The 20,615-nt window shown below is 56.7% G+C and carries 22 protein-coding genes and 3 pseudogenes; 15 read left to right on the forward strand and 10 right to left on the reverse strand.

The genetic code is table 11. The features are described from left to right. Window positions 1-37: 37 nt before the first annotated feature. The 4 genes from M0814_RS25760 to M0814_RS25775 all read left to right on the forward strand — a co-directional run bounded on the left by M0814_RS25760 (window position 38) and on the right by M0814_RS25775 (window position 3,138). Window positions 38-883 carry a hypothetical protein gene (locus M0814_RS25760; protein ID WP_103486627.1) on the forward strand — a complete coding sequence of 282 codons (846 nt, stop codon included), beginning with the start codon at window positions 38-40 and terminating at the stop codon, window positions 881-883. Window positions 884-947: 64 nt separating this feature from the next. Then, the gene (locus M0814_RS25765; RefSeq protein WP_103486628.1) at window positions 948-2,156 is read left to right on the forward strand and encodes a site-specific DNA-methyltransferase; all 1,209 of its coding nucleotides are present in this window, start codon (window positions 948-950) and stop codon (window positions 2,154-2,156) included. Window positions 2,157-2,203: 47 nt separating this feature from the next. Further along, window positions 2,204-2,704, forward strand: coding sequence for a DUF4406 domain-containing protein (locus M0814_RS25770; RefSeq protein WP_247868533.1), 501 nt, complete (start codon window positions 2,204-2,206; stop codon window positions 2,702-2,704). Then, the gene (locus M0814_RS25775) at window positions 2,701-3,138 is read left to right on the forward strand and encodes a hypothetical protein (protein ID WP_103486629.1); all 438 of its coding nucleotides are present in this window, start codon (window positions 2,701-2,703) and stop codon (window positions 3,136-3,138) included. Before M0814_RS25770 ends, M0814_RS25775 begins: the two co-directional genes overlap by 4 nt. A 54-nt stretch (window positions 3,139-3,192) precedes the next feature. Here M0814_RS25775 and M0814_RS25780 read toward each other — a convergent pair whose 3' ends face one another. Further along, window positions 3,193-3,468, reverse strand: coding sequence for a hypothetical protein (locus M0814_RS25780; protein WP_103486630.1), 276 nt, complete (start codon window positions 3,466-3,468; stop codon window positions 3,193-3,195). Window positions 3,469-3,905: 437 nt separating this feature from the next. On the opposite strand from M0814_RS25780, the gene M0814_RS25785 reads away from it, so the two are divergent. Both M0814_RS25785 and M0814_RS25790 read left to right on the forward strand, forming a co-directional pair. After that, a complete protein-coding gene (locus M0814_RS25785; RefSeq protein ID WP_103486632.1) occupies window positions 3,906-4,175 on the forward strand; it encodes a hypothetical protein in 270 nt (89 codons plus the stop codon). Then, entirely contained in the window at window positions 4,172-4,792 is a 621-nt protein-coding gene (locus M0814_RS25790; protein ID WP_112997860.1) for a hypothetical protein, read from the forward strand. The genes M0814_RS25785 and M0814_RS25790 overlap by 4 nt, the downstream gene beginning before the upstream one ends. A 76-nt stretch (window positions 4,793-4,868) precedes the next feature. Here the strand turns inward: M0814_RS25790 and M0814_RS25795 are convergent, their stop codons facing one another. Next, a complete protein-coding gene (locus M0814_RS25795; RefSeq protein WP_146774723.1) occupies window positions 4,869-5,288 on the reverse strand; it encodes a hypothetical protein in 420 nt (139 codons plus the stop codon). A gap of 49 nt (window positions 5,289-5,337) precedes the next feature. Between M0814_RS25795 and M0814_RS25800 the strand changes: the two genes are divergently transcribed. The 5 genes from M0814_RS25800 (at window position 5,338) to M0814_RS25820 (ending at window position 8,529) form a co-directional block, all read left to right on the forward strand. Further along, complete coding sequence (locus M0814_RS25800; RefSeq protein ID WP_095135434.1) at window positions 5,338-5,580, forward strand: DUF4224 domain-containing protein; 243 nt, start codon at window positions 5,338-5,340, stop codon at window positions 5,578-5,580. Between the two features lies 1 nt (window position 5,581). Further along, window positions 5,582-6,631 (forward strand): tyrosine-type recombinase/integrase, encoded by a 1,050-nt coding sequence (locus tag M0814_RS25805; protein WP_103486547.1) that lies wholly within the window; start codon window positions 5,582-5,584, stop codon window positions 6,629-6,631. Between the two features lie 394 nt (window positions 6,632-7,025). Further along, window positions 7,026-7,184 (forward strand): hypothetical protein, encoded by a 159-nt coding sequence (locus M0814_RS25810; RefSeq protein WP_177434778.1) that lies wholly within the window; start codon window positions 7,026-7,028, stop codon window positions 7,182-7,184. 293 nt (window positions 7,185-7,477) lie between these two features. Further along, complete coding sequence (locus tag M0814_RS25815) at window positions 7,478-7,756, forward strand: DUF2388 domain-containing protein (RefSeq protein WP_347359909.1); 279 nt, start codon at window positions 7,478-7,480, stop codon at window positions 7,754-7,756. A gap of 503 nt (window positions 7,757-8,259) precedes the next feature. Beyond that, window positions 8,260-8,529, forward strand: coding sequence for a hypothetical protein (locus M0814_RS25820; RefSeq protein WP_103483306.1), 270 nt, complete (start codon window positions 8,260-8,262; stop codon window positions 8,527-8,529). An 885-nt stretch (window positions 8,530-9,414) separates the two neighbouring features. Here the strand turns inward: M0814_RS25820 and M0814_RS25825 are convergent. Further along, window positions 9,415-9,891 (reverse strand): annotated as a pseudogene (locus tag M0814_RS25825) (PrpF domain-containing protein); the annotation flags it as partial. Between the two features lie 50 nt (window positions 9,892-9,941). Between M0814_RS25825 and M0814_RS29210 the strand changes: the two are divergent. Further along, a pseudogene (locus M0814_RS29210) lies at window positions 9,942-10,031 on the forward strand (PIG-L domain-containing protein); the annotation flags it as partial. A 13-nt stretch (window positions 10,032-10,044) separates the two neighbouring features. Here M0814_RS29210 and M0814_RS25835 read toward each other — a convergent pair. Continuing rightward, window positions 10,045-10,142, reverse strand: a pseudogene (locus M0814_RS25835) (PIG-L domain-containing protein); the annotation flags it as partial. Window positions 10,143-11,036: 894 nt separating this feature from the next. Between M0814_RS25835 and M0814_RS25840 the strand changes: the two are divergent. Then, entirely contained in the window at window positions 11,037-11,327 is a 291-nt protein-coding gene (locus tag M0814_RS25840) for a hypothetical protein (RefSeq protein WP_146774722.1), read from the forward strand. 161 nt (window positions 11,328-11,488) lie between these two features. On the opposite strand, the gene M0814_RS25845 is transcribed toward M0814_RS25840, so the two are convergent. Continuing rightward, a complete protein-coding gene (locus M0814_RS25845; RefSeq protein ID WP_103483303.1) occupies window positions 11,489-11,743 on the reverse strand; it encodes a hypothetical protein in 255 nt (84 codons plus the stop codon). An 83-nt stretch (window positions 11,744-11,826) separates the two neighbouring features. Beyond that, on the reverse strand, window positions 11,827-12,045 hold the full coding sequence (locus tag M0814_RS25850) for a hypothetical protein (RefSeq protein WP_332307558.1): 219 nt from the start codon (window positions 12,043-12,045) through the stop codon (window positions 11,827-11,829). Between the two features lie 244 nt (window positions 12,046-12,289). Between M0814_RS25850 and M0814_RS25855 the strand changes: the two genes are divergently transcribed. Next, window positions 12,290-12,814, forward strand: coding sequence for a GAF domain-containing protein (locus M0814_RS25855; RefSeq protein WP_003224422.1), 525 nt, complete (start codon window positions 12,290-12,292; stop codon window positions 12,812-12,814). A 75-nt stretch (window positions 12,815-12,889) separates the two neighbouring features. On the opposite strand, the gene M0814_RS25860 is transcribed toward M0814_RS25855, so the two are convergent. From M0814_RS25860 to M0814_RS25875, 4 genes are all read right to left on the reverse strand, one after another. Beyond that, on the reverse strand, window positions 12,890-13,030 hold the full coding sequence (locus M0814_RS25860; protein WP_158547278.1) for a hypothetical protein: 141 nt from the start codon (window positions 13,028-13,030) through the stop codon (window positions 12,890-12,892). 37 nt (window positions 13,031-13,067) lie between these two features. Continuing rightward, window positions 13,068-16,892: an Ice nucleation protein gene (locus tag M0814_RS25865; RefSeq protein ID WP_103483302.1), complete on the reverse strand. Its 3,825-nt coding sequence runs from the start codon at window positions 16,890-16,892 to the stop codon at window positions 13,068-13,070. A gap of 411 nt (window positions 16,893-17,303) precedes the next feature. Continuing rightward, a complete protein-coding gene (locus M0814_RS25870; RefSeq protein WP_003224418.1) occupies window positions 17,304-17,744 on the reverse strand; it encodes a hypothetical protein in 441 nt (146 codons plus the stop codon). Window positions 17,745-18,042: 298 nt separating this feature from the next. Further along, window positions 18,043-19,548 (reverse strand): sensor domain-containing diguanylate cyclase, encoded by a 1,506-nt coding sequence (locus tag M0814_RS25875; RefSeq protein WP_103483301.1) that lies wholly within the window; start codon window positions 19,546-19,548, stop codon window positions 18,043-18,045. A gap of 350 nt (window positions 19,549-19,898) precedes the next feature. On the opposite strand from M0814_RS25875, the gene M0814_RS25880 reads away from it, so the two are divergent. Then, window positions 19,899-20,594, forward strand: coding sequence for an SDR family NAD(P)-dependent oxidoreductase (locus M0814_RS25880; RefSeq protein WP_003224415.1), 696 nt, complete (start codon window positions 19,899-19,901; stop codon window positions 20,592-20,594). Window positions 20,595-20,615: the final 21 nt, after the last annotated feature.

Genomic DNA, 20,615 nt, shown 5'->3' on the forward strand with positions numbered 1-20,615 from the left:
CCTTCAAAGTCAGCCGCTATAGCGGCAAGGACGACTCATGCCCAGAAAAAACCACCAGATCATCGACTCAGGGTGCACTCAGGACAACGAGCGCTGGGCGCTCTCGGCTTGCGGCCTGAATGAAGAATCCGAAGTCGAGTGGGACGGCACCCACCAGCGAGACTTTGTCAGCTGCAAGCGGTGTCTGGCGAAAATGGACAAGCCACGACCAGCACCAGAACCATTCCACAAAGAGCGACCCATCCTTTTCAGCGGCGCGATGGTTCGCGCGATCTTGTCCGACCAAAAAACGGTCACACGCCGGCCGATCAAAGGGAATCAAATCCCCAGCCGGAGCAAGTCCGATTTCCCCGAGCATCAATGGATGGCCGTTGTTCAAGACCATCCGCACTGGGGCTTCGCAGCCTTTGGCGCGACTGAGGAGGAATGCGCAGCGGAGCTAGCCATTTACGGCGGCTGCCCATATGGGCGGCAGGGCGATCGCCTATGGGTGCGCGAGGCCTGGGCAGCAGACGCTCAGGTTGATGAGATTTCACCGCGCGACCTGAGCCAAGGCGAGCCGATCTTCTACCCGGCAGACGGTTCAGTTCGGCAAACCGGCTGCTCCATGACCACACAGGGCCGGGGACGCCCTTCCATCCACATGCCGCGCTGGGCATGCCGCATCCTGCTGGAGATCACCGAAGTCCGCGTCGAGCGGTTGAAGGACATCAGCGCTGATCAGTGTATTGCCGAGGGTATCGAGCGTCATCCCGCGGGTTTCTTCGGCAATGGCTGCACTACCGCAGCCAGCGCATTTAAAGAACTTTGGAACTCAACAGGCGGCGACTGGGATGCCAACCCGTGGGTCTGGGTCGTCGAGTTCAAGAGGGTTCAGCCATGATCATTCTCATCCCGATAGCCGCCCCGCTCTACATGGCCTACCTGATCTACAGGGGGCCGTGGCGATGAACAGTTATCAGATCCTGATCGGCGACTGCTTGGAGCTGCTGCGGCGGATGCCCGACTGCAGCGTCGACAGCGTGGTCACCGACCCGCCGTACGGACTTTCCTTTATGGGCAAGAAATGGGATTACGACGTGCCGGCGACTGAAGTCTGGGCCGAATGCCTGCGAGTACTCAAGCCGGGCGGCCACCTGCTGGCTTTCGCTGGCACTCGCACTCAGCACCGCATGGCGGTCCGCATCGAGGATGCCGGGTTCGAAATCCGAGACATGATCGCCTGGGTGTACGGCTCCGGATTCCCGAAGTCGCACAATCTCGAGGGGGAGCACGAAGGCTGGGGCACAGCGCTGAAACCTGCACTGGAGCCAATCACCGTTGCGCGCAAACCATTTCCCGGGACGGTTGCTGCAAACGTCCAGGCCCACGGCACTGGCGCTTTGAATATTGACGGGTGCCGCGTGCGCGCCATCGACGCAGAGGCCCTGGCAAAGAACTGGAGCAGACTGACCACGGTTGATATGCGCGGCGGGAATTATGTCGGGGGCAAGTCGGGGAAACTACCGATGACCGCCGAGGCTTCGGATCTCGGCCGGTGGCCGGCAAACCTGATTCACGACGGGAGCCCGGATGTCATCGCCGCATTCCCAGATGCGCCTGGGCAACTCGCAGCCGCCAGTACCAGCGATACGCAGCGGGCCGGTCAGAACTGCTACGGAAACATGAAGCGCGGGCGTGGCACAGAGGCGAGCGCAGACAGCGCGAACTCGGGTGTCGTTGGGTTCCAGATGAAGCCTGGGGCACGCCGGCTGGACAGCGGTAGCGCCGCCCGCTTCTTCTACTGTGCGAAGACCAGTCGTACGGACCGCCACGAAGGGCTGCTGAACCCAGGCCCCCAGTTCCAGCAAGGCACCACGCTGCGCAAGGTGGAAACCACGGAGACCACGGGAAACAACCACCCCACGGTCAAGCCCACCGACCTGATGGCCTACCTCCTTCGCCTGGTCACCCCTGCTGGCGGCCTGGCGCTCGATCCGTTCATGGGCTCCGGCAGCACCGGCAAAGCCGCGATGCGCGAAGGCTTCCGGTTCATCGGATGCGAGATCGACGAGCAGTACGCGGCGATCGCCCGGGCACGCATCGACCACGAAGTGAACCGCCAGCAAGACCAGCAAGCAGAATCCGATCAGCTCGAGCTGTTCGGCACCGCCTGACCTCACCACCCTCCACCGCCCGGGCATGCCCCGGCATAGGACGCCCCATGCTCACAGAAACCCTCCGCACCATCGTGACCGAATCGCTGATCGGGATGATTGCATCCGTCACTCGGCTGGTTCCCCCTGCGAACGAGCCGCCCCCGGACTTTATTCAGGCCCCAATTGATCGTGCGGTCGATCGGATCAGGGCAGTGATTGCACCGGGCGTGACTCTGGCACCATCCCGCGTCAACCGCCTTTACCTGGCCGGGCCGATGACTGGCTTCGAAGACTTCAACTTCCCCGCTTTCAACAAGATGGCCGCCGATCTGCGCGCCCGAGGCTACGTCGTCGAGAACCCCGCCGAGCACGGCGTCATCGACGGTGCGGACTGGGCCGACTACATGGCCTACGACCTGACTCGCCTCGGCCTGTGCGGTCAGGTCGCGGTGCTGCCTGGCTGGGAAAACTCGAAAGGCGCCCGGCTTGAGGTACACATTGCCCGCGAGCTCGGCATGAAGGTCGTGAACGCTCATGATCTGGTATCGATGGAGATTGCAGGATGAGCGAAGTTACGCGCTACGGGCACATCAGTTACCTGGTGGAAGCCACGCCCCAGATTTTGCAGCTTTACCCGTCGATGACGGTATACGTGATGGCCTCGGATTTCGACCGGGTCACCGCCGAGCGTGATGCCCTGCAGGAGCGCCTGAGCGCAGCGGATCAGCAAATTGATGAACTGACCAATGAGCGCGAGAGCCTGATCGCATACGGTCGCAGCAATGGCCTCGATGAGGCCTCGACCCTGTGCAGCCGCATGGCGTACGACACCTATTACCCGGCCGGCTCACGCTTCAAACACTTCGTGCCGAAAGCGCAAGAGAAGTTGGGCAACCTGCTCATCAAGGCGGCCAACGCAATCGCCGATCTGCCGGATGGGCCATACGAGCGGCACCGGGCTCGTCAGCAGAAGAAAGCGGAAAAGTCCGCCACCGCCTGACAAGAGTACATCTGTACTCCGCCCGCAAAAAATTACTCCCCCCCCCCTTCAAAGTCAGCCAAATATCAGGAAGCGAACATTCAGCCCGACGATAAGTAACGCAGTCCAGGGAGCGGGTGTGCGCATCACGCCGAACAGGAGAAAAATAAAAGGGTTCATCATGCCACCCACAACAAAAATGAGAGACACGCCTTTTGGCTTACTTGGATCAAATAGCTGCCAGACTGCTAACCCCATCCAAACTGCCCAAAAGAAGTACATCGCCACGCCGTCGACGCGGAAGAACGCACGCTTGAACGTCTGTCCAACCTTATCTGTCTGGTTGAGCATCTGGACCACCGCTATAACCGATTCATATCGATAGTAGCCGCAGCTGCCAAAACCTCTACTCCCTCCCCTTAAAAGTCAGCCGCTATAGCGGCAAGGACGAAGTCATGCCTGAAGAAAATGAAATTCGCCTAAACAGCGCGGCGCGCGATGTCATCGCCGAGCGACAGCGCCAAGTATCTGACGAGGGCTTCTCGCTGTATCGCGACGACCAGTACGTGAATGGCGAACTTGCCGAAGCAGCATCCGTCTATGCAAGTCTCGCCGGGCAGCTGCGCAGCATGAGTACGGCCTGGCCCCGTGTGATTGGGGAGTTCAAGCCGAGTGCAGATCGGCGCCGCGACCTTGTGAAGGCGGCGGCACTGCTGCTGGCAGAGATTGAGCGCGTCGATCGCGTAGGCCTGATCAAACACTGGCCGGTAAAGCGGGATGAAAACGGGATGTTCCAGCACCCCGATATGCCCAACTTCGACGAGGGTGACGGCGACAAGTGCAAAGCTTGGATCGCTGAGCAGGGCCTAACCGTGGCCATGGTAAGTCTGGAGTCCGCTGAACCAGCAATTGCCGACCGCTACTTCGAATCGCACGATCCGAATTGCAGCTACTGGGAGCCTGACCGCCCCGACGGCGAAGGCTGGTTCTGCCTCGCAATCCACGATACCGACGATGGACCGGTCTGCTGGTGGGCATGCCGTGAGGTGACACCATGACCGCAATCAAGGAACGGCCGATCCTGTTCTCGGCCCCGATGGTGCGCGCCATTCTGGAAGGCCGGAAGACGGTCACGCGGCGGGCAATGAAAGTGCAGCCCGTTCTGACTGGAAAACTGTGGCAAGTCTACGGCGCAGGCTGGAGTGCTGGAGTGACTAGCGTCCCAGTGATTTCGGGTCACAGCCTTTCCACGAAGTGCCCATACGGCAAGCCAGGCGACCGGCTGTACGTCCGTGAAACTTTCAATCGCACCAACCCGGGTGGCGCGGAAGGCGTTTATTACTACCGCGCTGACGGGGAGTTCCCGAACAGCATCGGCGGCGGGAAGTTCACCGATGCCGAATCATGGAAGCCTTCGATTCATATGCCGCGAGCAGCCAGCCGCATCCTGCTGGAGATCACCGACGTCCGCGTCGAGCGGTTGCAGGACATCAGTCGCTCCGATATCCGGGCGGAAGGCCTGCAATGTCCGCCGGAGCTGGCAAGCGATGACGTTTCACCGAATTACCGAGACTGGTACCCGGCGGCGTGGAAGAAGTTGTGGAACTCCACCGGCGGCGACTGGGACGCCAACCCGTGGGTCTGGGTCGTCGAGTTCAAGAGGGTTCAGCCATGATCTTCGCCCCGCTCTACATGGCCTACCTGATCTACAGGGGGCCGTGGCGATGAGCCACGGCTGTAAGGGCTTCGTATTAAGAAAAGTAAGGCGAAATTACGTTTGCCAGAACAGCGCTCCCCGTAGACAGGACAAACGCTTGAAGCTCATCAAGACGCGTTTGCCTCTTGGGACCTTTAGCACTAGCCAATCGGTCAAGCCTCAACTCCATAGAGACCCTGTGTTCCTCCGATAGGGTGAGCAAGAAAGGCTTCAGATCACGGATTAACGTATCAATTTTTTGCTTTTTTGAAGAGATCACGTTTATGACATTTCCCCCGACTTTTTCGCCGTGAATATTGGAAATGTCTAGCGGTGTTGAACTGTGCGCCTCAACTCTGAGCACATCACCACCAATATTATGGCCAGTCACACCGCTAATTCTGATCATTTTTCGCTCCTGCATTTGGGAACACTCATTTTTTGTGAACAGCATTGACCGATAGCTGATTGCCATTAATACCACCTAACACCTTCTGCCGCCACGCGCGGCATGGAGCATCACAATGGAAACTGAAATTCTCTCCGACGAGGAGCTGGCCGAGCTCACCGGCTACAAGGCCCGGGCCTACCAGCGCCGCTGGCTGATAGATCGCCAGTGGGTGTTCGTCGAAAGCCGCGGCAAGCGCCCACTGGTGGGTCGGATGTATGCCCGCATGAAGCTGGGCATGATCAGCCCGACAATTGCCGATCCGAACCCGCCGCCGGCTGCACCGGTATGGACACCTGATTATTCGCGAGTGAACTGATATGCGACCTCGCAAGGCCGACACACGCAACTTGCCGCCCCGGATGTACCAGTGGACGCGAACACGGAAAAGCGGAAAGGTCTGGATCTCCTATTTTTATCTGGACCTCACCGGAAAAGCGATACCGCTGGGCAAAGACCTGGACCAGGCCAGAATCAAATGGGCAGAGCTGGAAGCCAAGGAAAAACCACTCGACCTGCGCACGATGAAGGGGATTTTCGATAGGTACATCCGCGACATCGTGCCGAAGAAAGCTCCGCGCACGCAAAAGGACAACCTGGCGGAAATCAAGCAGCTACGGACGATGTTCGATAGCGCACCGATTGACTCGATCACGCCGGCGACGATCGCTGGTTACCGCGACGCCCGATCAGCAAAGGTACGGGCGAACCGGGAAATAGCCACCCTCTCCCATATTTTCAACATTGCTCGGGAGTGGGGCCTGACGACAAAGGAAAATCCTTGTCAGGGCGTACGCAAAAACAAAGAGACACCGAGGGATTACTACGCGAATGACGTGGTTTGGGAGGCGGTTTACAGGAAGGCAGCTCAAGAGCTGAAAGACGCGATGGACTTGGCCTATCTGACCGGTCAGCGGCCGGCAGATGTGCTGGTCATGAGAGACGATGATATCCAGGGCGGATACCTCACCGTCCAGCAGAACAAGACGCACAAGAAGCTGCGCATCCAGATGACTGACGGCGGTGAGTTGAACAGTTTGGGGCTGCTGATTACAGCAATGGCTGAGCGCAATGCCCAGCACATTTGCAGTTATCTGATCGTGAGTGAGCGCGGTAAGCGCATGACCGCGAAGATGCTGCGCGACCGCTGGGACAAGGCCCGAGAGAAGGCCAAGAGGCAGGCTGAGGAATTGGGTGACACGCTACTGGCTGAGAAAATAGGGAGCTTCCAGTTTCGCGACATTCGGCCAAAAGCGGCATCGGAAATCATCGACGTGGCCGATGCGAGCCTGCTACTGGGTCACACCAAAGGTGACATTACAGAGCGTGTCTACCGCCGCATTGGTGCTATTGCCAAGCCCTCGAAATAGCTCGAAAACTCGTTACAAAACTCAAAACGCGCCCCTTGTAGAATGCGGTCTACAGGGGTGCCGAAAAATAAAAGTATTGGAACGAAAATTCTCTGGAATCCGCGTATTTAGAGGCTTTGAATATCGGTCTTGAAAACCGTCGACTGTAACAGGTCCATGAGTTCGAATCCCATCGCCTCCGCCATATTTGATACGACAAAGCCCTGATTATTCAGGGCTTTGTCGTTTCTGGCGTTTATGAAAACTTCTGCCTTTCGGTATGTGTTCCATATCTTTTGTGGACGCGTTCCATAACTCGAGCGATTTTTCCCCTCTCCGGCGCCGTGCCAATCGTTAAAACACTCTTCATGTAACACGGTGCTGCGCTCATTCCTTGGCCGCCAAGGAAACCAAAATGTCCAACTCCGACCTGCTCCCTTCTCTGCTCTTCAAGATCAACGAAAACCAACTCGCCCTCGAAGCCGCCATCATGGAGCTGTCCAACTGGGTCGAGCAGCGCGGATCGGCAGATGTCGCCGAGAACGTGCACGGCGCACTCTGGACGATCGACTAGAACGAGGAGTTCATCAAGATGACCTTGGCCGTTTTGATGGCGCCCGAGTGAGCGCTATCGGCCAGAAGCAGACATCGGAATGCGGGCACTTGTATATTCCTCAAGCCGTAAGAAAGGCGCTCCCCGTGTCCGTCGCCCAATTTGCGATTTCCGCTTACACAAATAAAACGCAGTTGAGCTCCTAATTTTTTTTCCTGAAAGCCCCGCCCAGCGCCGGGCTTCTCGTTTCTAGCAAACGCCCTACTCTGCTATCTTTGCGCCATCACATTAGACAGCAAGGAAGCGGTTGCAAGATGAACTCATGGAAAGCCTTCGGCATCATCACTATCGCACTGATCAGCACCAAAGCCCTTGCGGAAGATAAGGGCTCGTACGAAAACTCGATGATGATGATAACGATGGCTCCAACATTCCTCCTGTCAGGAACTACTGGACTGTCTGAGTTGGCGACAAGAAACTTCAAGCCTGCGAAGGCTGATGCTCTTGCATTCATTGGCTCAGATGGCGAGATCCGCGGCGCTCAATTGAGCAGGCGTCTCGATACTACCGCTCGACGTACGGCTCGCCTTTGATGACCGACATGCAGCTCGCCCAGGCAATCGCCTCGACTTTTTGAAACCGGTGCCGGAAAAGTGCACCTGGCGCTGAAGCGCATCGTTAACCACCACCCGGACTGGTTTTTTGAACACGAGCTGTGCGATGAAAAGTTCGTGGCTCGAGGAGTTTTGATAGTTGTCTGTCATGCGCTAACCCTTCCTCTTGGGAGGAAAGGCTTTCCTAATAGACGCTCGCGGTTAGCGCTAATACCAATTCGACATATGCCAGCTCCGATTGCCTTTTTTACAAGACGCCGCCCTGACCTCTTCGCTGCAATCGCCTTGACCTCCCCCCCTCTTCACCTACACTCCCCGGCACCGGCAGTAAGCTCGTATCGGTGTTTTCCTGGACAATCATCTCAATGCAGTCAGGGATGCACGGAAAACTATTCAGGAAATGGATTCCGGAAACCATTGAATAAACGGGGCGTACTCCGAAAAGCCAAACGAGTAGGAATTTAAATAGGGAGATTTAATTCATGACAGCTCAAGAACATCTTGTTGGTGGATGGACCCCTTACCACAAACTGACTCCCAAGGATCAGGAAGTCTTCAAAGAAGCACTGGCCGGCTTCGTTGGCGTGAGCTACACGCCCGAAGAGGTTTCCAGCCAAGTCGTTAATGGCACCAACTATCGCTACAAGTCGAAAGCTACGCTTCCGGGTTCGCCAAACGGCTGGCAAGCGATCGTAGAAATCTACGCGCCAATTAATGGCAAGCCGCACATCACTCAGATCCATCGGATCTAAAAAAGCTCCAATCTTCGGGTCTTCGCAGTCTAAGGCCCGAAGATCGATCAAGCCCTCAGAGTGCCTGATCTCAGAAGTCCCTCCCTCCGATTTTCCATCCGCGCGATCAAGTATCGCCCCAGCGTAGCGGATGAGTTGCCTCCACTCAGCACCTGTTATGAGCCCCCGCCGTTCCATTGCGTCAAATGCAATCGCGGATTGCGGCAGCTCGATTGGTCAAGGGGAGCGTCTACGCAACGGTCACTTAGGTCAGCCTAGCGATACTCAAATAAGTGGATTCATTCGAGTCCGCGCAGAGAATCTCGATAAGGCTAAAAATCTACTTGTCGGAAATCCAGTTTATGAGGCCGGCGGTACAGTGGATATTCGGGAGTTACCCCAGACCTAACGTTTAGTAGGCATGACGCCAGCCTGCTGCTCGGGCACACGAAAGGCGACATTACAGAGCGGGTTTATCGCCGCGTCGGCGCCATCTCCAAACCATCAAAATAGGCAAAAAATGCGTTCCATAACTCAAATCGCACCCCTTGTAGAATGCGGTCTGTAGAGGTGCTGCAAAACAGAAGTATTGGAACGAAAAAGCGGCTGAGGCCGCGTATTCAGCGGCTTTTCATAGCGGTCTTGACGGTCGACTGTAACAGGTCCATGAGCTCGAATCCCATCGCCTCCGGCATATTTGATACGACAAAGCCCTGATTATTCAGGGCTTTGTCGTTTCTGGGTAAGCGGTTGTAATCGCGGATTTCGTAAATCCTTTCCGCATGATTTCTTCGGTTTCCGCAACCAAAACTCACAACCATGTCTACAGGATCGCTTGATTGATCTCAAATGGACGTTCAAAACTAACGAGTTGGCCTATCACGCCAAAGACCTGACGAAACGAATGATGGCCCCAACTATCTGCGGCGGTGCAATCAGGCACATCTTCGGCACGTTGCGCTGGCTCACATATCCCAGGTTCATACGCGGTCCCGCTTGCAGTCGAATTGACTCCAGACGCTGTTTCACTGAAGCATTGGCGTCGCGTTGCGCGGGACTCTCAACCCACTACAGCCCAGCTCTTGCGCGCGGATTAGCACTACAGGCATGCCGTTATCGACGCAGGTCATTTCGACGCCGTTGATCAGGTCCTTTGGGTTGCCGATCGGTAGCAAGGCACCGCAACTGGCGCCGGCGATCTCCTCGAATTCGACAATCGATGCCCAGGCACTCCGTCAATACGAGCGTCACCGTGGTAGCACGCCTCACCATCAGATGGCGGCACATGGGCGATGGCAACCTGTCCGGTGTTTTCCATGTAGATCCGCACTGGGGTGATGTCCGCGTCACCGGCACCAACCCGCGCTCGATGGCGAACGGACCAGCAGCACGCGGGTCGCACAGCGCAGGCTCTTGCGGTAAATCGTCGGCTAGAAAGTCACTTGTGGAAGTACTACACGCGCGTCGTCCTGCAATGCGGTATGCATGCCAAGCATAATGTAGGGATCAACTCGACCCGCAACAGTTGTGGTGGTCGTGCTCCTGACCGGCCAGGCATGGATGGCCGCGTACTTCTTGTTCCAGACATCGGTGATGTCGAGCAGCACATCGGGACGCCATTCGCATTGCTCGGGATCGAAACAGCTCCGAGCTGACGATCTGCCCATTTTCTTGGAATTACTGCTTAGCAAAATAGTCGGATCCAAGGATATTGATTCGCACACCGATACGTTGCGAGCCCAATTTACAGGTATCTCCGTAGGTCAGATGAAATTCAACCCTTGAAAAGTCAAAGAGATGCCTTTCCAAAATTGGGTACTTGCTCGCCCCTGTTTTTTTTAAGGTTACCCATGCTATTGAAGGTAATGAAACTAATTGCAGTACTGGATCGGCTGTCGCCATCCAGGCAAATCATCAATTCTTATCGCAAGGAATACGAACAAACGCTACGGAAAGGAGGAGTAGTGAATCTCTCCAGAACTCCAAACGGCGAGTACCTGAGTGAAGAATTGGAGAGAAAGTGGAAACGATACAAAAGCGCGCGGCAGCAAAATGATCTGTCTCTATAGCGTTTGGCATCTCATCTGCTGATAGCGTCAAAAGCCTGTTCACACATCACTCCCCGGGCATGGCTGTCTTGAGCATAATTACTCCGGAAAAGAAAACTATCGCCGTAAGCTCAAGGAAATCCGGAAATCACAACGACGCCGTGCGCAAACGCATTTGCCGTAGCGGCCGAGCGACCTTTCCCGCGCGAAACGGTCGTCATCCGGCGCGGATGGCACGTAGCAGCGTCTCTTCATCACCGAAAAGTGGCGCGGTGACTGGTTTTTTCGTAACCGGCATGACGATGCCTTGGCGCAGCTACACCGGAAGCAGCAAATAACTAAGAATTGCTACTCGTCGGTTTGAGCGACCGACGTCTGTGTCTTTCTGGCCGCCATATAATAAGATGAGCTACCCTTGTTGGCTGAGCCTGGCTTTTCACTAATAATGCTCAAGCGCAATAAGAAATCGGAGATAGCTGGATGCAATCAACTACCAAGGAATTAAGGCCTGTCACTACCGAATTGAAAGTCATCAGCGCTACAAGAGCGCCGACTTCCACTCCTCACGAAACGCTCATGGACGCTCGTGGCGTAGTGATCAAAGGACGTCTGGCCAGGCAACGTGGATTTGAAATCAAAGCACTGTTCGATCAGCTCAAGGCTGCAGAGCGCCGCGTGGCGATTCTGGAAGCGACACTTCAAGAGATACAGCCACATTTCTTCAACGATCACCCTGTCTCGAAAAAAATCAATACCGTCCTGATCGGCTAAAAGCAATTTGCATTCATCGTAGAGCTTCGCCCGGAGCTCTACAATTTCACCTCTACACTCCCTCCCTAACCTCCTTTCTTGATGTACGCACAGTACGTCTCGGCTCAACGAATTTGACAGCCGCTACAGAGGCAATGATGTTTCTGAGGGTCTAAAAACTGTCAGCCCATCTCAGTTGATCCATGAGTTGCTTGTTTGACTTCGATTTTGGAAATACCAACCAGACGGGCTTGCTCCAGGATCTCCTCAGCAGTTGAGTCCGCTGTCGGCATGATCAGACTGTTTTCACCATCGCCGAAATGAAGTTCCAGCACATGCATGGCAGCATCCTGAACGGAGAGTTCGGGCTGCTGCAGTTCAAGTTGCTGCGTGCGGGACTCGCCGTTGAATCGATATTGGATCGTGTAGTTGTGCATGGATGACCTCAAAATCAAAGTGGCAGACAACTACCATGACTAACCGGTCATTTTTTAGTTCAAGCTGATGGCTGACAAGCAGCTCAAGGGCGTGAAAGCGTTTTCAGACGCTCTACCAACGCCGCTTCAAAAATGACGTACAGCTTTTCAGCATCGCCGGCACGCAAAACCCCACTGGTTTCCAACCCAAGCACGAAGCCATCTGCGCGAGCCCCCGCCTTCACCGCGATGATCATCGAGTCTGCCCGGACAATCTGCGCCAGAAGCCGATCAGCTTCACGCCGCATCTTTTCGTTCAACACTACGCCTTCCACGTCCTCACCCTTATATTCAGTGTGACATCCAATAAATTACCGAACATTACCCGCCTGATCAAAGCTAAAACGCTGGTGATGGTGCCTGGAGCCTGATGCCAATGATCCTTCGCTATGGCAGCCATCAGGAACCTTTCAAGTGAACGACTCCGTTATGTTTAGAATCAAAATGGGCAGTTTCAAGCGCGTTTAGCAGTCGCCAGCTCGATCATTCATTACCGGAGAACAATGCATGCCTCTCAGTGAGACCATTCACAGAGCGTTGCTAAGCGCAGAGGAACGTTCCTCTATCGCTGAAATTGAAGCTACAACCAATATTCTGCAGCTCGTCACACGCATGACCGGAACGCGGTTCGCGGCGATCGCAAAATTCACCGAGACGGACTGGATAGTCTGTTCCGCCTACGATCCGATCGAGCTTGGGATCAACACCGGCGACACCTTGGAACTCGAGACCACACTTTGCAGTGAGTTTCGCAGAGACCCGCAGGTGCTTTTCGTACCACAAATAAGTCGCGACGGCAGGTTTTCGACACGTCCTGTGGTGAAGCAATATTTGATTGAAAGCTACGCAGGGGCGCCTATTTTTCTTCCTGACGGACAACTTTGGGGCGCGTTGTGTGCATTGGACTCGAGGGCCGTCATTTTCGACGACCCGGATCTGGCGGACACGTTAGGCCTGTTCGCGAGACTGATCGGCTGCATCTTCTATTCGAATCTGACAGAGGCCGGCAGCGGCTACAGCAAGGACGGCTAAGGCGTTAGCGAATAACTAAAAAACAGCCCTGAATATTCAGGGCTGTTTCATTTCCGGCGTGCGAGATTTGCCCTTCTACAAGGTGTAGGCAACACCCACTTGCACGGTTCGCGGGGCCCCCGGACAGGCGTAGGCGCTGCCGAATGTGCCCTCTTCATAATCACGGTCGAACGGGTTTTTCAGGTCGAGATTGAGCTGTACCTTGTTATCACCCAAAGGCCTGACATCTTCACGCCCGCAACCAAGCAAGATTTTATGTTGGAATCCGCGAAGCCTCGACCCCGCTATCATCGTTGTCCTCAGCCCTGACCAGTACATTGCTGTCCTCGTCAATCTGATACGGAACGTCAGCCTCTACTCCGTCGATCCCGGTCTTGACGACCACGTTGGTGTAGCGCTTGCCATCCCAGGAGCGGAAAACCAGGGTTGAATTCTCCCCGCCTGAAAGCGTTGAGCCGAGGCTCCCGATGAGTCGGCTGTCGGCACCGGCGGTCAACACGCAGTTTTTGCCGGCGGTCAGCTTGCTGCGATCTCCTGCCATCAGCACACAATCGTCACCGGCGGTGAGTTTGCTGTGATCGCCAGCCGTCAGGTAACTGTTGCTGCCGGCCAGGAGTTTGCTGCGGTCGCCGGCTGTCTGGGTGCTGTCGGCACCGGCAGTCAGCTTGCTGCGATCGCCCGCCATCTGAATGCTGTTGGCACCGGCGATCAACGTGCTGCGAGAACCCGCTGTTTGCGAGCTGCCCTTGCCGGCGATCAACATGCTTTTATGCCCGGCAATCTGCGTGCTTTCATGGCCCGCAATCAGGGAACTCTTATGACTGGCGATCTGGTTGCTGCCATATCCGGCCGTCAAGCTGCTGCGCATTCCGGAGGTCAGGCTGCTGCCATACCCGGCAGTCAGGACACTGTGCAGTCCACTGATCAGCGTGCTGCCGTAACCGGCGGTCAAAAAGCTGCGAACGCCACTGGTCAAACTGCTGCCGTAGCCAGCGATCAGCGAGCTGTCTTGCCCTGCAACCCCGGTGCTGCCATACCCGGCGGTGAGTGTGCTATCGCGCGCCGCCATCTGGGTGCTGCCATAACCCGCCGTCAGCGTGCTCTCGTAACCGGCAGTCTGCGAACTGCCATAGCCGGCCATCAGCGAACTGCCAAATCCTGCGATTTCCGTACTGCCGTAACCAGCGGTCAGGGTACTGCTGTCGAGTGCAGTGAGTGTGCTGCCATACCCCGCCGTCAGGATACTGTCGTACCCCGCGGTCTGGGTGCTGCCATATCCGGCGATCAGGGTGCTCTCGTACCCTGCGGTCGAAGTGCTGCCATAACCTGCCGTCAGGCTGCTATTGAAACCGGCGGTTTGCGTGCTGCCATAACCGGCAACCAGCGTGCTGCTATAGCCTGCCGTTGAAGTGCTGCCATAACCGGTGGTCAGCGAACTTTGTTCCTGGGCGGTCTGCGTACTGCCGTAGCCGGCGGTAAGGGTGCTGCCATAGCCAGCGGTTTGCGTACTGCCATAACCGGCGATCAGTGTGCTTTCGTAGCCAGCGGTCGAGGTACTGCCGTAGCCGGTCGTTAACCAGCTTTGCTCCTGAGCTGTCTGGCAACTGCCGTAACCCGCCGTCAACGTGGATTCGTAGCCTGCGGTCTGGGTGCTGCCGTAACCGGCAATCAGCGAGCTTTGATAGCCGGCCGTCGACGTACTGCCGTAGCCAGTGGTCAGTGAGCTATTGTCCTGCGCGGTTTGTGTACTGCCGTATCCGGCAGTCAGGGTGCTTTCATATCCCGTTGTTTGAGTGCTGCCATAACCTGCGATCAACGAACTGTTGAATCCAGCGGTCGAGGTACTGCCATATCCCGCAGTAAGTGAACTGTCTTCCTGAGCAGTCTGGGTACTCCCGTAGCCCGCGGTCAGGGTGCTTTCGTGTCCTGCGGTCTGCGTGCTTCCATAACCCGCGATCAGCGAACTGTCAGGGCCGGCGGTGCTCGTGCTGCCATATCCGGCTGTGAGCGAACTGCCTTCCTGTGCGGTCTGTGTACTGCCGTAACCGGCAGTCAGGATGCTGCCGTGTCCGGCAGTTTGCGTACTGCCGTAACCGGCGATCAACGAGCTGTCGTAACCAGCGGTTTCGGTACTGCCGTAGCCTGTAATCAGGTCACTGCTTTCCTGGGCGGTCTGAGTGCTGCCATAACCCGAGGTCAGAATGCTTTTGTAACCGGCAGTCTGGGTGCTGCCGTAGCCTGCAATCAGCGCACTTCCGTGACCGGCGGTTTGCGAGCTGCCGTAACCGGCAGTCACCATGCTGCCGGGGCCAGTGGTGGCCGTGCTGCCGTAACCGGCGGTGAGGTCACTGCCTTCCTGGGCAGTTTGCGTACTGCCGTAACCCGCGGTCAGCGAGCTTTCCTGCCCAGCAGTCTGCGTGCTGCCGTAGCCAGCGATCAGTGAGCTGTCGGAGCCGGCGGTGCCAGTGCTGCCGTAGCCTGCGGTGAGATCACTGCCGATCTGCGCGGTTTGCGTACTGCCGTAACCGGCGGTCAGCGAGCTTTCCTGCCCCGCAGTCTGGGTGCTGCCGTAGCCCGCGATCAGTGAACTGTCGGAGCCGGCAGTGCTGGTGCTGCCGTAACCGGCGGTGAGATCACTGCCCTCTTGGGCTGTCTGAGTGCTGCCATAACCGGCGGTCAGGGAGCTTTCTCCGCCGGCCGTCTGCGTGCTGCCGTAACCCGCGATCAGCGAACTGTCGGAGCCTGCGGTGCTGGTGCTGCCGTAACCGGCGGTGAGATCACTGCCCTCTTGGGCCGTCTGGGTGCTGCCATAACCGGCAGTCAGCGAGCTTTCTCCGCCGGCAGTCTGTGTGCTGCCGTAGCCGGCAATCAGCGAGCTGTCGGAACCGGCGGTGCCGGTGCTGCCGTAGCCGGCGGTGAGATCACTGCCGATCTGAGCCGTTTGCGTACTGCCGTAACCAGCGGTCAAAGAGCTTTCGCCACCGGCAGTCTGTGTACTGCCATAGCCAGCTATGAGCGAACTGTCCGAACCGGCGGTACTTGTGCTGCCGTAGCCGGCGGTGAGATCACTGCCCTCCTGGGCGGTTTGCGTACTGCCATAACCGGCAGTCAAGGAGCTTTCTCCGCCGGCAGTCTGGGTGCTGCCATATCCGGCGATCAGTGAACTGTCGGAGCCAGCGGTGCCGGTGCTGCCATAACCGGCGGTGAGATCGCTACCCACCTGAGCCGTTTGCGTACTGCCGTACCCAGCGGTCAAAGAACTTTCGCCACCGGCAGTTTGCGTACTGCCATAGCCGGCAATCAGTGAACTGTCGGAGCCGGCGGTGCCGGTGCTGCCGTAGCCAGCGGTGAGATCGCTACCTGCCTTGGCTGTTTGTGTGCTGCCGTAACCCGCCATCAGCGAGCTTTCATCTCCGGCGGTTTGTGTACTGCCATACCCTGCAATGATCGAACTGTCGGACCCCGAAGTCCCGGTACTGCCGTATCCCGCAATAAGCGTGCTGCTATCGCCGGCGGTTTCAGTGCTGCCGTAGCCTGCAATGAGCTGGCTCTGGCTGGCGCCAGTGAGCGTACTGCCATAAACCGCTGTTTCGAGTTTTTGCGTGGCCCTTACAGTTGTACGGTGACTGATGACATCGGGAAGACTGCCAGCAATAACCGGGAGCCCGGGAAGTGTCTCGATTGTCTCGGATTGCACTTCAGGAAATTCAAAAGTCTCAATCAAGTTCTTCGTCGACGCTTCATAATCAGCCGCATTATCGGCGATGTAATCCAATGCGCTATTTCGCGTCCCCACGTGAACGACTTCTGCACGGCAAAACTTGACGCCTTCGTCGTCCTCGAGAAATATCAAGTCGCGTACCGCCACTTCGCACACAACCCATCGCGCATCCGCCTGCATGCTCAAATGGGCGTTTGTGCCTTGACCCCAAAGCAAGCCAGCCAGCCCATTTTCAAGTTTTCTCGTCGGCTCCCAAAACCTGCATTCCACCGGTCCTGAAACGGGCCATATCAGACCACAGTGGTCGGCCATGTTATTGGCGCATGTTCTCAGGACCAGCACTTTTTCGGTTTTCATTTTGCAACACCTTTACAACTTCAATCTCTAAAATCCCTTGGAGACAAACGTCCATAATATATTTCCCTGCTCAAAACCCACGCAGGTAACAGCCCTCGAATTAACAGAAGCATTCGACTGCGCAGACCTTGAACTAAACATGAAACTCTTGAGAACCCGGAAACCTATGGCTCGAGGCGAAGAGAGGGGCCGTATTGCCTTATCGAGGCGGCATAGGACATGATTGGACAGATCCATATTTAAAAGAAGTAAAACGAAGTAGATTTCATCGATGATTAGAAATACTTAACGTAAAAACCCATCGCATACATCATCTATATACGACAAAGCCCTGAATAATCAGGGCTTTGTGGTTTCTGCCAGGCGCATCTGGATGGCGGCAAATCAGAATGGCTAGTGCGTCCTCAGCCACTACGCAGCCGCACTCTCATGCTCGCTTTCATGAACATAAACCCACGAGATTCCCGAAGGCGATGTGGGGTCCAGACGCATAAGCGCCGAATCGACTTTCTTCTTGGTGATTCCGTCTTTGACGAGATCGAAAACCGTGAGGAACAGGTCGCCCGGCAGAGGCGTGATCGAAAGATTGATGATGTGCGATTCGGGGCTGCCAACACGCTTCCCGTACAGTCCCCAAAGTCGCTCCCAGTAGTCCGCCCGATCCATGATCTGACCGTCCGTGAGTACCACTCGGAAGTCGCTCGCCAGCGCATCGTACAAGGGTTTGATGGCGCCCTCGGATTGCGAAGCCACACCGCGTGACCACGGGAAAAAGAGGTTGTACCAACGGTATACCTCTGCTTCGACGAGCGCGCTTTTATCGGATGTTTCGGGTACTCGGCTGATTGCCATCTGTGTTCTCCTTAACAAGCAAAAGGTGGCGGGCACTGCGTTACAGACCGGGAGTCTGGATACGCATTCGCCAGAGCGATGCACCGCGCCTTATTCAAGATCCTTCCTGAAATCAACGTCATTGAGGCCAACTGAATCAACGTTTAAATACTGTGTGGTACCTCCTGTCACTTTAACGACCGAGCCACAAAAGTAGTCGCTAGGCAGTCAGGTTGCATTGAAAGCTGACCAACGGTTTTAGTCATGCACCATGACGAAATCCAGATCGACGAGTTCATCGGGTCGGCAACGACGCAGATCACCAGAGTCCCTGCACAAACCGGTCACGCCCCAGCGTCTTGGCGTTGTACAACGCCTGATCTGCGACCTCGATCACCCCTTGCAGGCTTTCCAGTTGCGCGCCCGTGGCCGTAGCGATGCCGATACTCACACTCAGCCGTCCGAACGGACTGGACGGATGTGAGATGTTCTCTTGTTGCAAGCGCTCGAGGATCAACTGAGCCACCACTGCGGCACCCTCACTGTCGGTGGCCGGCATGATCACGCTCATCTCCTCGCCGCCGTAACGTGCCACCAGATCCGACGGGCGCCGCACACATCCCTCAAGGATTCTGCCGACCTTCTGCAGGCAGGCATCGCCGGCGACATGCCCGAATGAGTCGTTGAACAGCTTGAAGTAGTCGATATCGATCATCAGCAACGCCAGCGTCGTGCCGTCACGCTGCGCGCGCCGTGCTTCCATGGCGAGGCTTTCATCGAAGCAGCGCCGGTTGGCCAGACCAGTCAGCGCGTCCTTCATCGCCAGCAACTCAAGCTGGCGATTGGATGCGAGCAATTGCTGCTGCGTACCGCGCAATTGATCTTCAGCCCTGGTACGCCTGCGGATATCCAGAATGAGGAACCAGCCGATCAGCCCGGTAAGTCCCAGCAGCCCCGTGACGACTACTGCCGAGAGCCATGCTTCCATGCGCCACGCAGCGAGGGCCTCGCGCTTGCCGAGTGCGACGGTGGTGATCAGCGGCAGCCGGTCACTCTTGCGGAACGCATAGAGCCGATCGACGCCATCCAGGCTGGAAGTAAACGACGCGGTGCCGACGGATCGATCGACCAGATACTTCTCGTAGATCGGCGATTTGGAAAAGTTGCGCCCCATGTCCTGCTCACGGAAGGGATAGCGCACCAGCAACGTACCGTCGGTGTAGGACAAGCCGATGGCGCCCTCCTGCCCCACATCGATCTTGCCGAACAGACGCAGGAAGTTTTCGACGCCCAGGGTCACCGCCACCACCCCGGCAAACTCGCCGTGCGCATCATTGAAACGGCGGCTGACGGTAATCACCCATTCCTGATTGGAGCGGCTCTGGATCGGCGGACCGATAAAAGTCTCGCGGCTTGGATCGTCACGGTGATGGATGAAATAAACACGATCACTGCTGTTGGCCCCGGCCGGAATCGGTCGGTTGGACGACATCAACCATCGGCCCTGATTGTCGTAGATGGTGATGCCGCTGAGCTGTGGCATCAGCGGTTCCTGACGATTGACCAGCGCGCTCAGACGCTGGATCTGCGCAGGGCCGCTACCTTCGGTTTCCAGGCGTTCGACGAGTCCAAGCAGCAGCAGCGAACTTTGGCGGACGATCCCTTCGGAGTAAGTCGCCAGCGCCTGGGTCAGGTTCAAGCCATGAACGTTGACTTCCTCCAGTGCCCGCTCTCGGGAGGCCAACACTTTCCACACCGTCAGTGACGCGAGGGAACAACCGATCACCAACAACAAAAGCACAACCAGGTGGGTATCACGCTTCACATTACTACCTTTGGGAAAGTCCGGTTTTCCGTTTCAACGACTGGTGGATCGACGCAATGGCGGCGGTCATTTGTCCTTGTTTTGAACAAGAATACAAGCAACGGTGGATAGATTATGTAGCGCAAAAACCACGACAAGAATGCCAGTCCAAACCGTCGCCAGGCTTTCAAGATTTGACAGGGCTGCGCAACCCCAAAGCCAACTTTCTGACGCCTGTTTCACGACCCTTTTCGCCTGTTTTGCCAGGCATAAAATTTTGGCACTTTTGCACAACAAGTTGACATCCAAAAGCATGCCACGGGTCACCGATATCATTAGAGTATGCGCCCTTAAAAAGGAAAGGACTCTTGATGACTCAGTCACTCTCACGGCGCGTTGTGGCGATTACCGGCGCCCTGGGGAATCTCGGCGAGACCCTGGCGGACATGGCCGCAGCCCAGGGCGCAGATCTGGTGCTGATCGATCGGGCGATGATTACGCTGCCCAGTTCGCACAATCGACTGGTCCTGTCCGGGATTGATCTGACTTCCTTTGCCGATTGCCAGGAAGTCGCCCATCAGATCAATCGCTATTTCGGTCGCCTCGATGCGCTGGTCAACGGCGCCGGCGGCTATGCGTGGGAGCCGTTGCTGGGCGGTGCGATAGAGGCCTGGGATCGGCTCTACTCGCTGAACCTTCGAACCGCATTGAATGCCAGCAAAGCGCTGCTGCCATTGCTGCTGCAATCCTCGGCAGGACGCATCGTCAACATCGGTGCGAGCATGGCGGCCAAAGCCGGGCTCGGCATGGGCGCTTACGCTGCGTCGAAATCCAGCGTACTGCGCCTGACCGAAAGCCTCGCCGAAGAGCTCAAGGACATGAGCATCACGGTCAATGCCGTGCTGCCGAGCATTCTCGACACCCCGCAAAATCGTGAGGCCATGCCCGACGCCGAACATCAGCGCTGGGTGACACCGGCGCAACTGGCGGCGGTCATTCTGTTTCTGATCTCGGAACAAGCGTCGGCCGTCACCGGCACCGGCATTCCGGTGATCGGGCGCATGTAGGGTCTATTGACGCCGCGCGCC

Origin of the sequence: Pseudomonas sp. MWU12-2020, from assembly GCF_023100605.1 — a bacterium.
GTDB classification, from domain to species: Bacteria; Pseudomonadota; Gammaproteobacteria; order Pseudomonadales; family Pseudomonadaceae; genus Aquipseudomonas; species Aquipseudomonas fluorescens_H.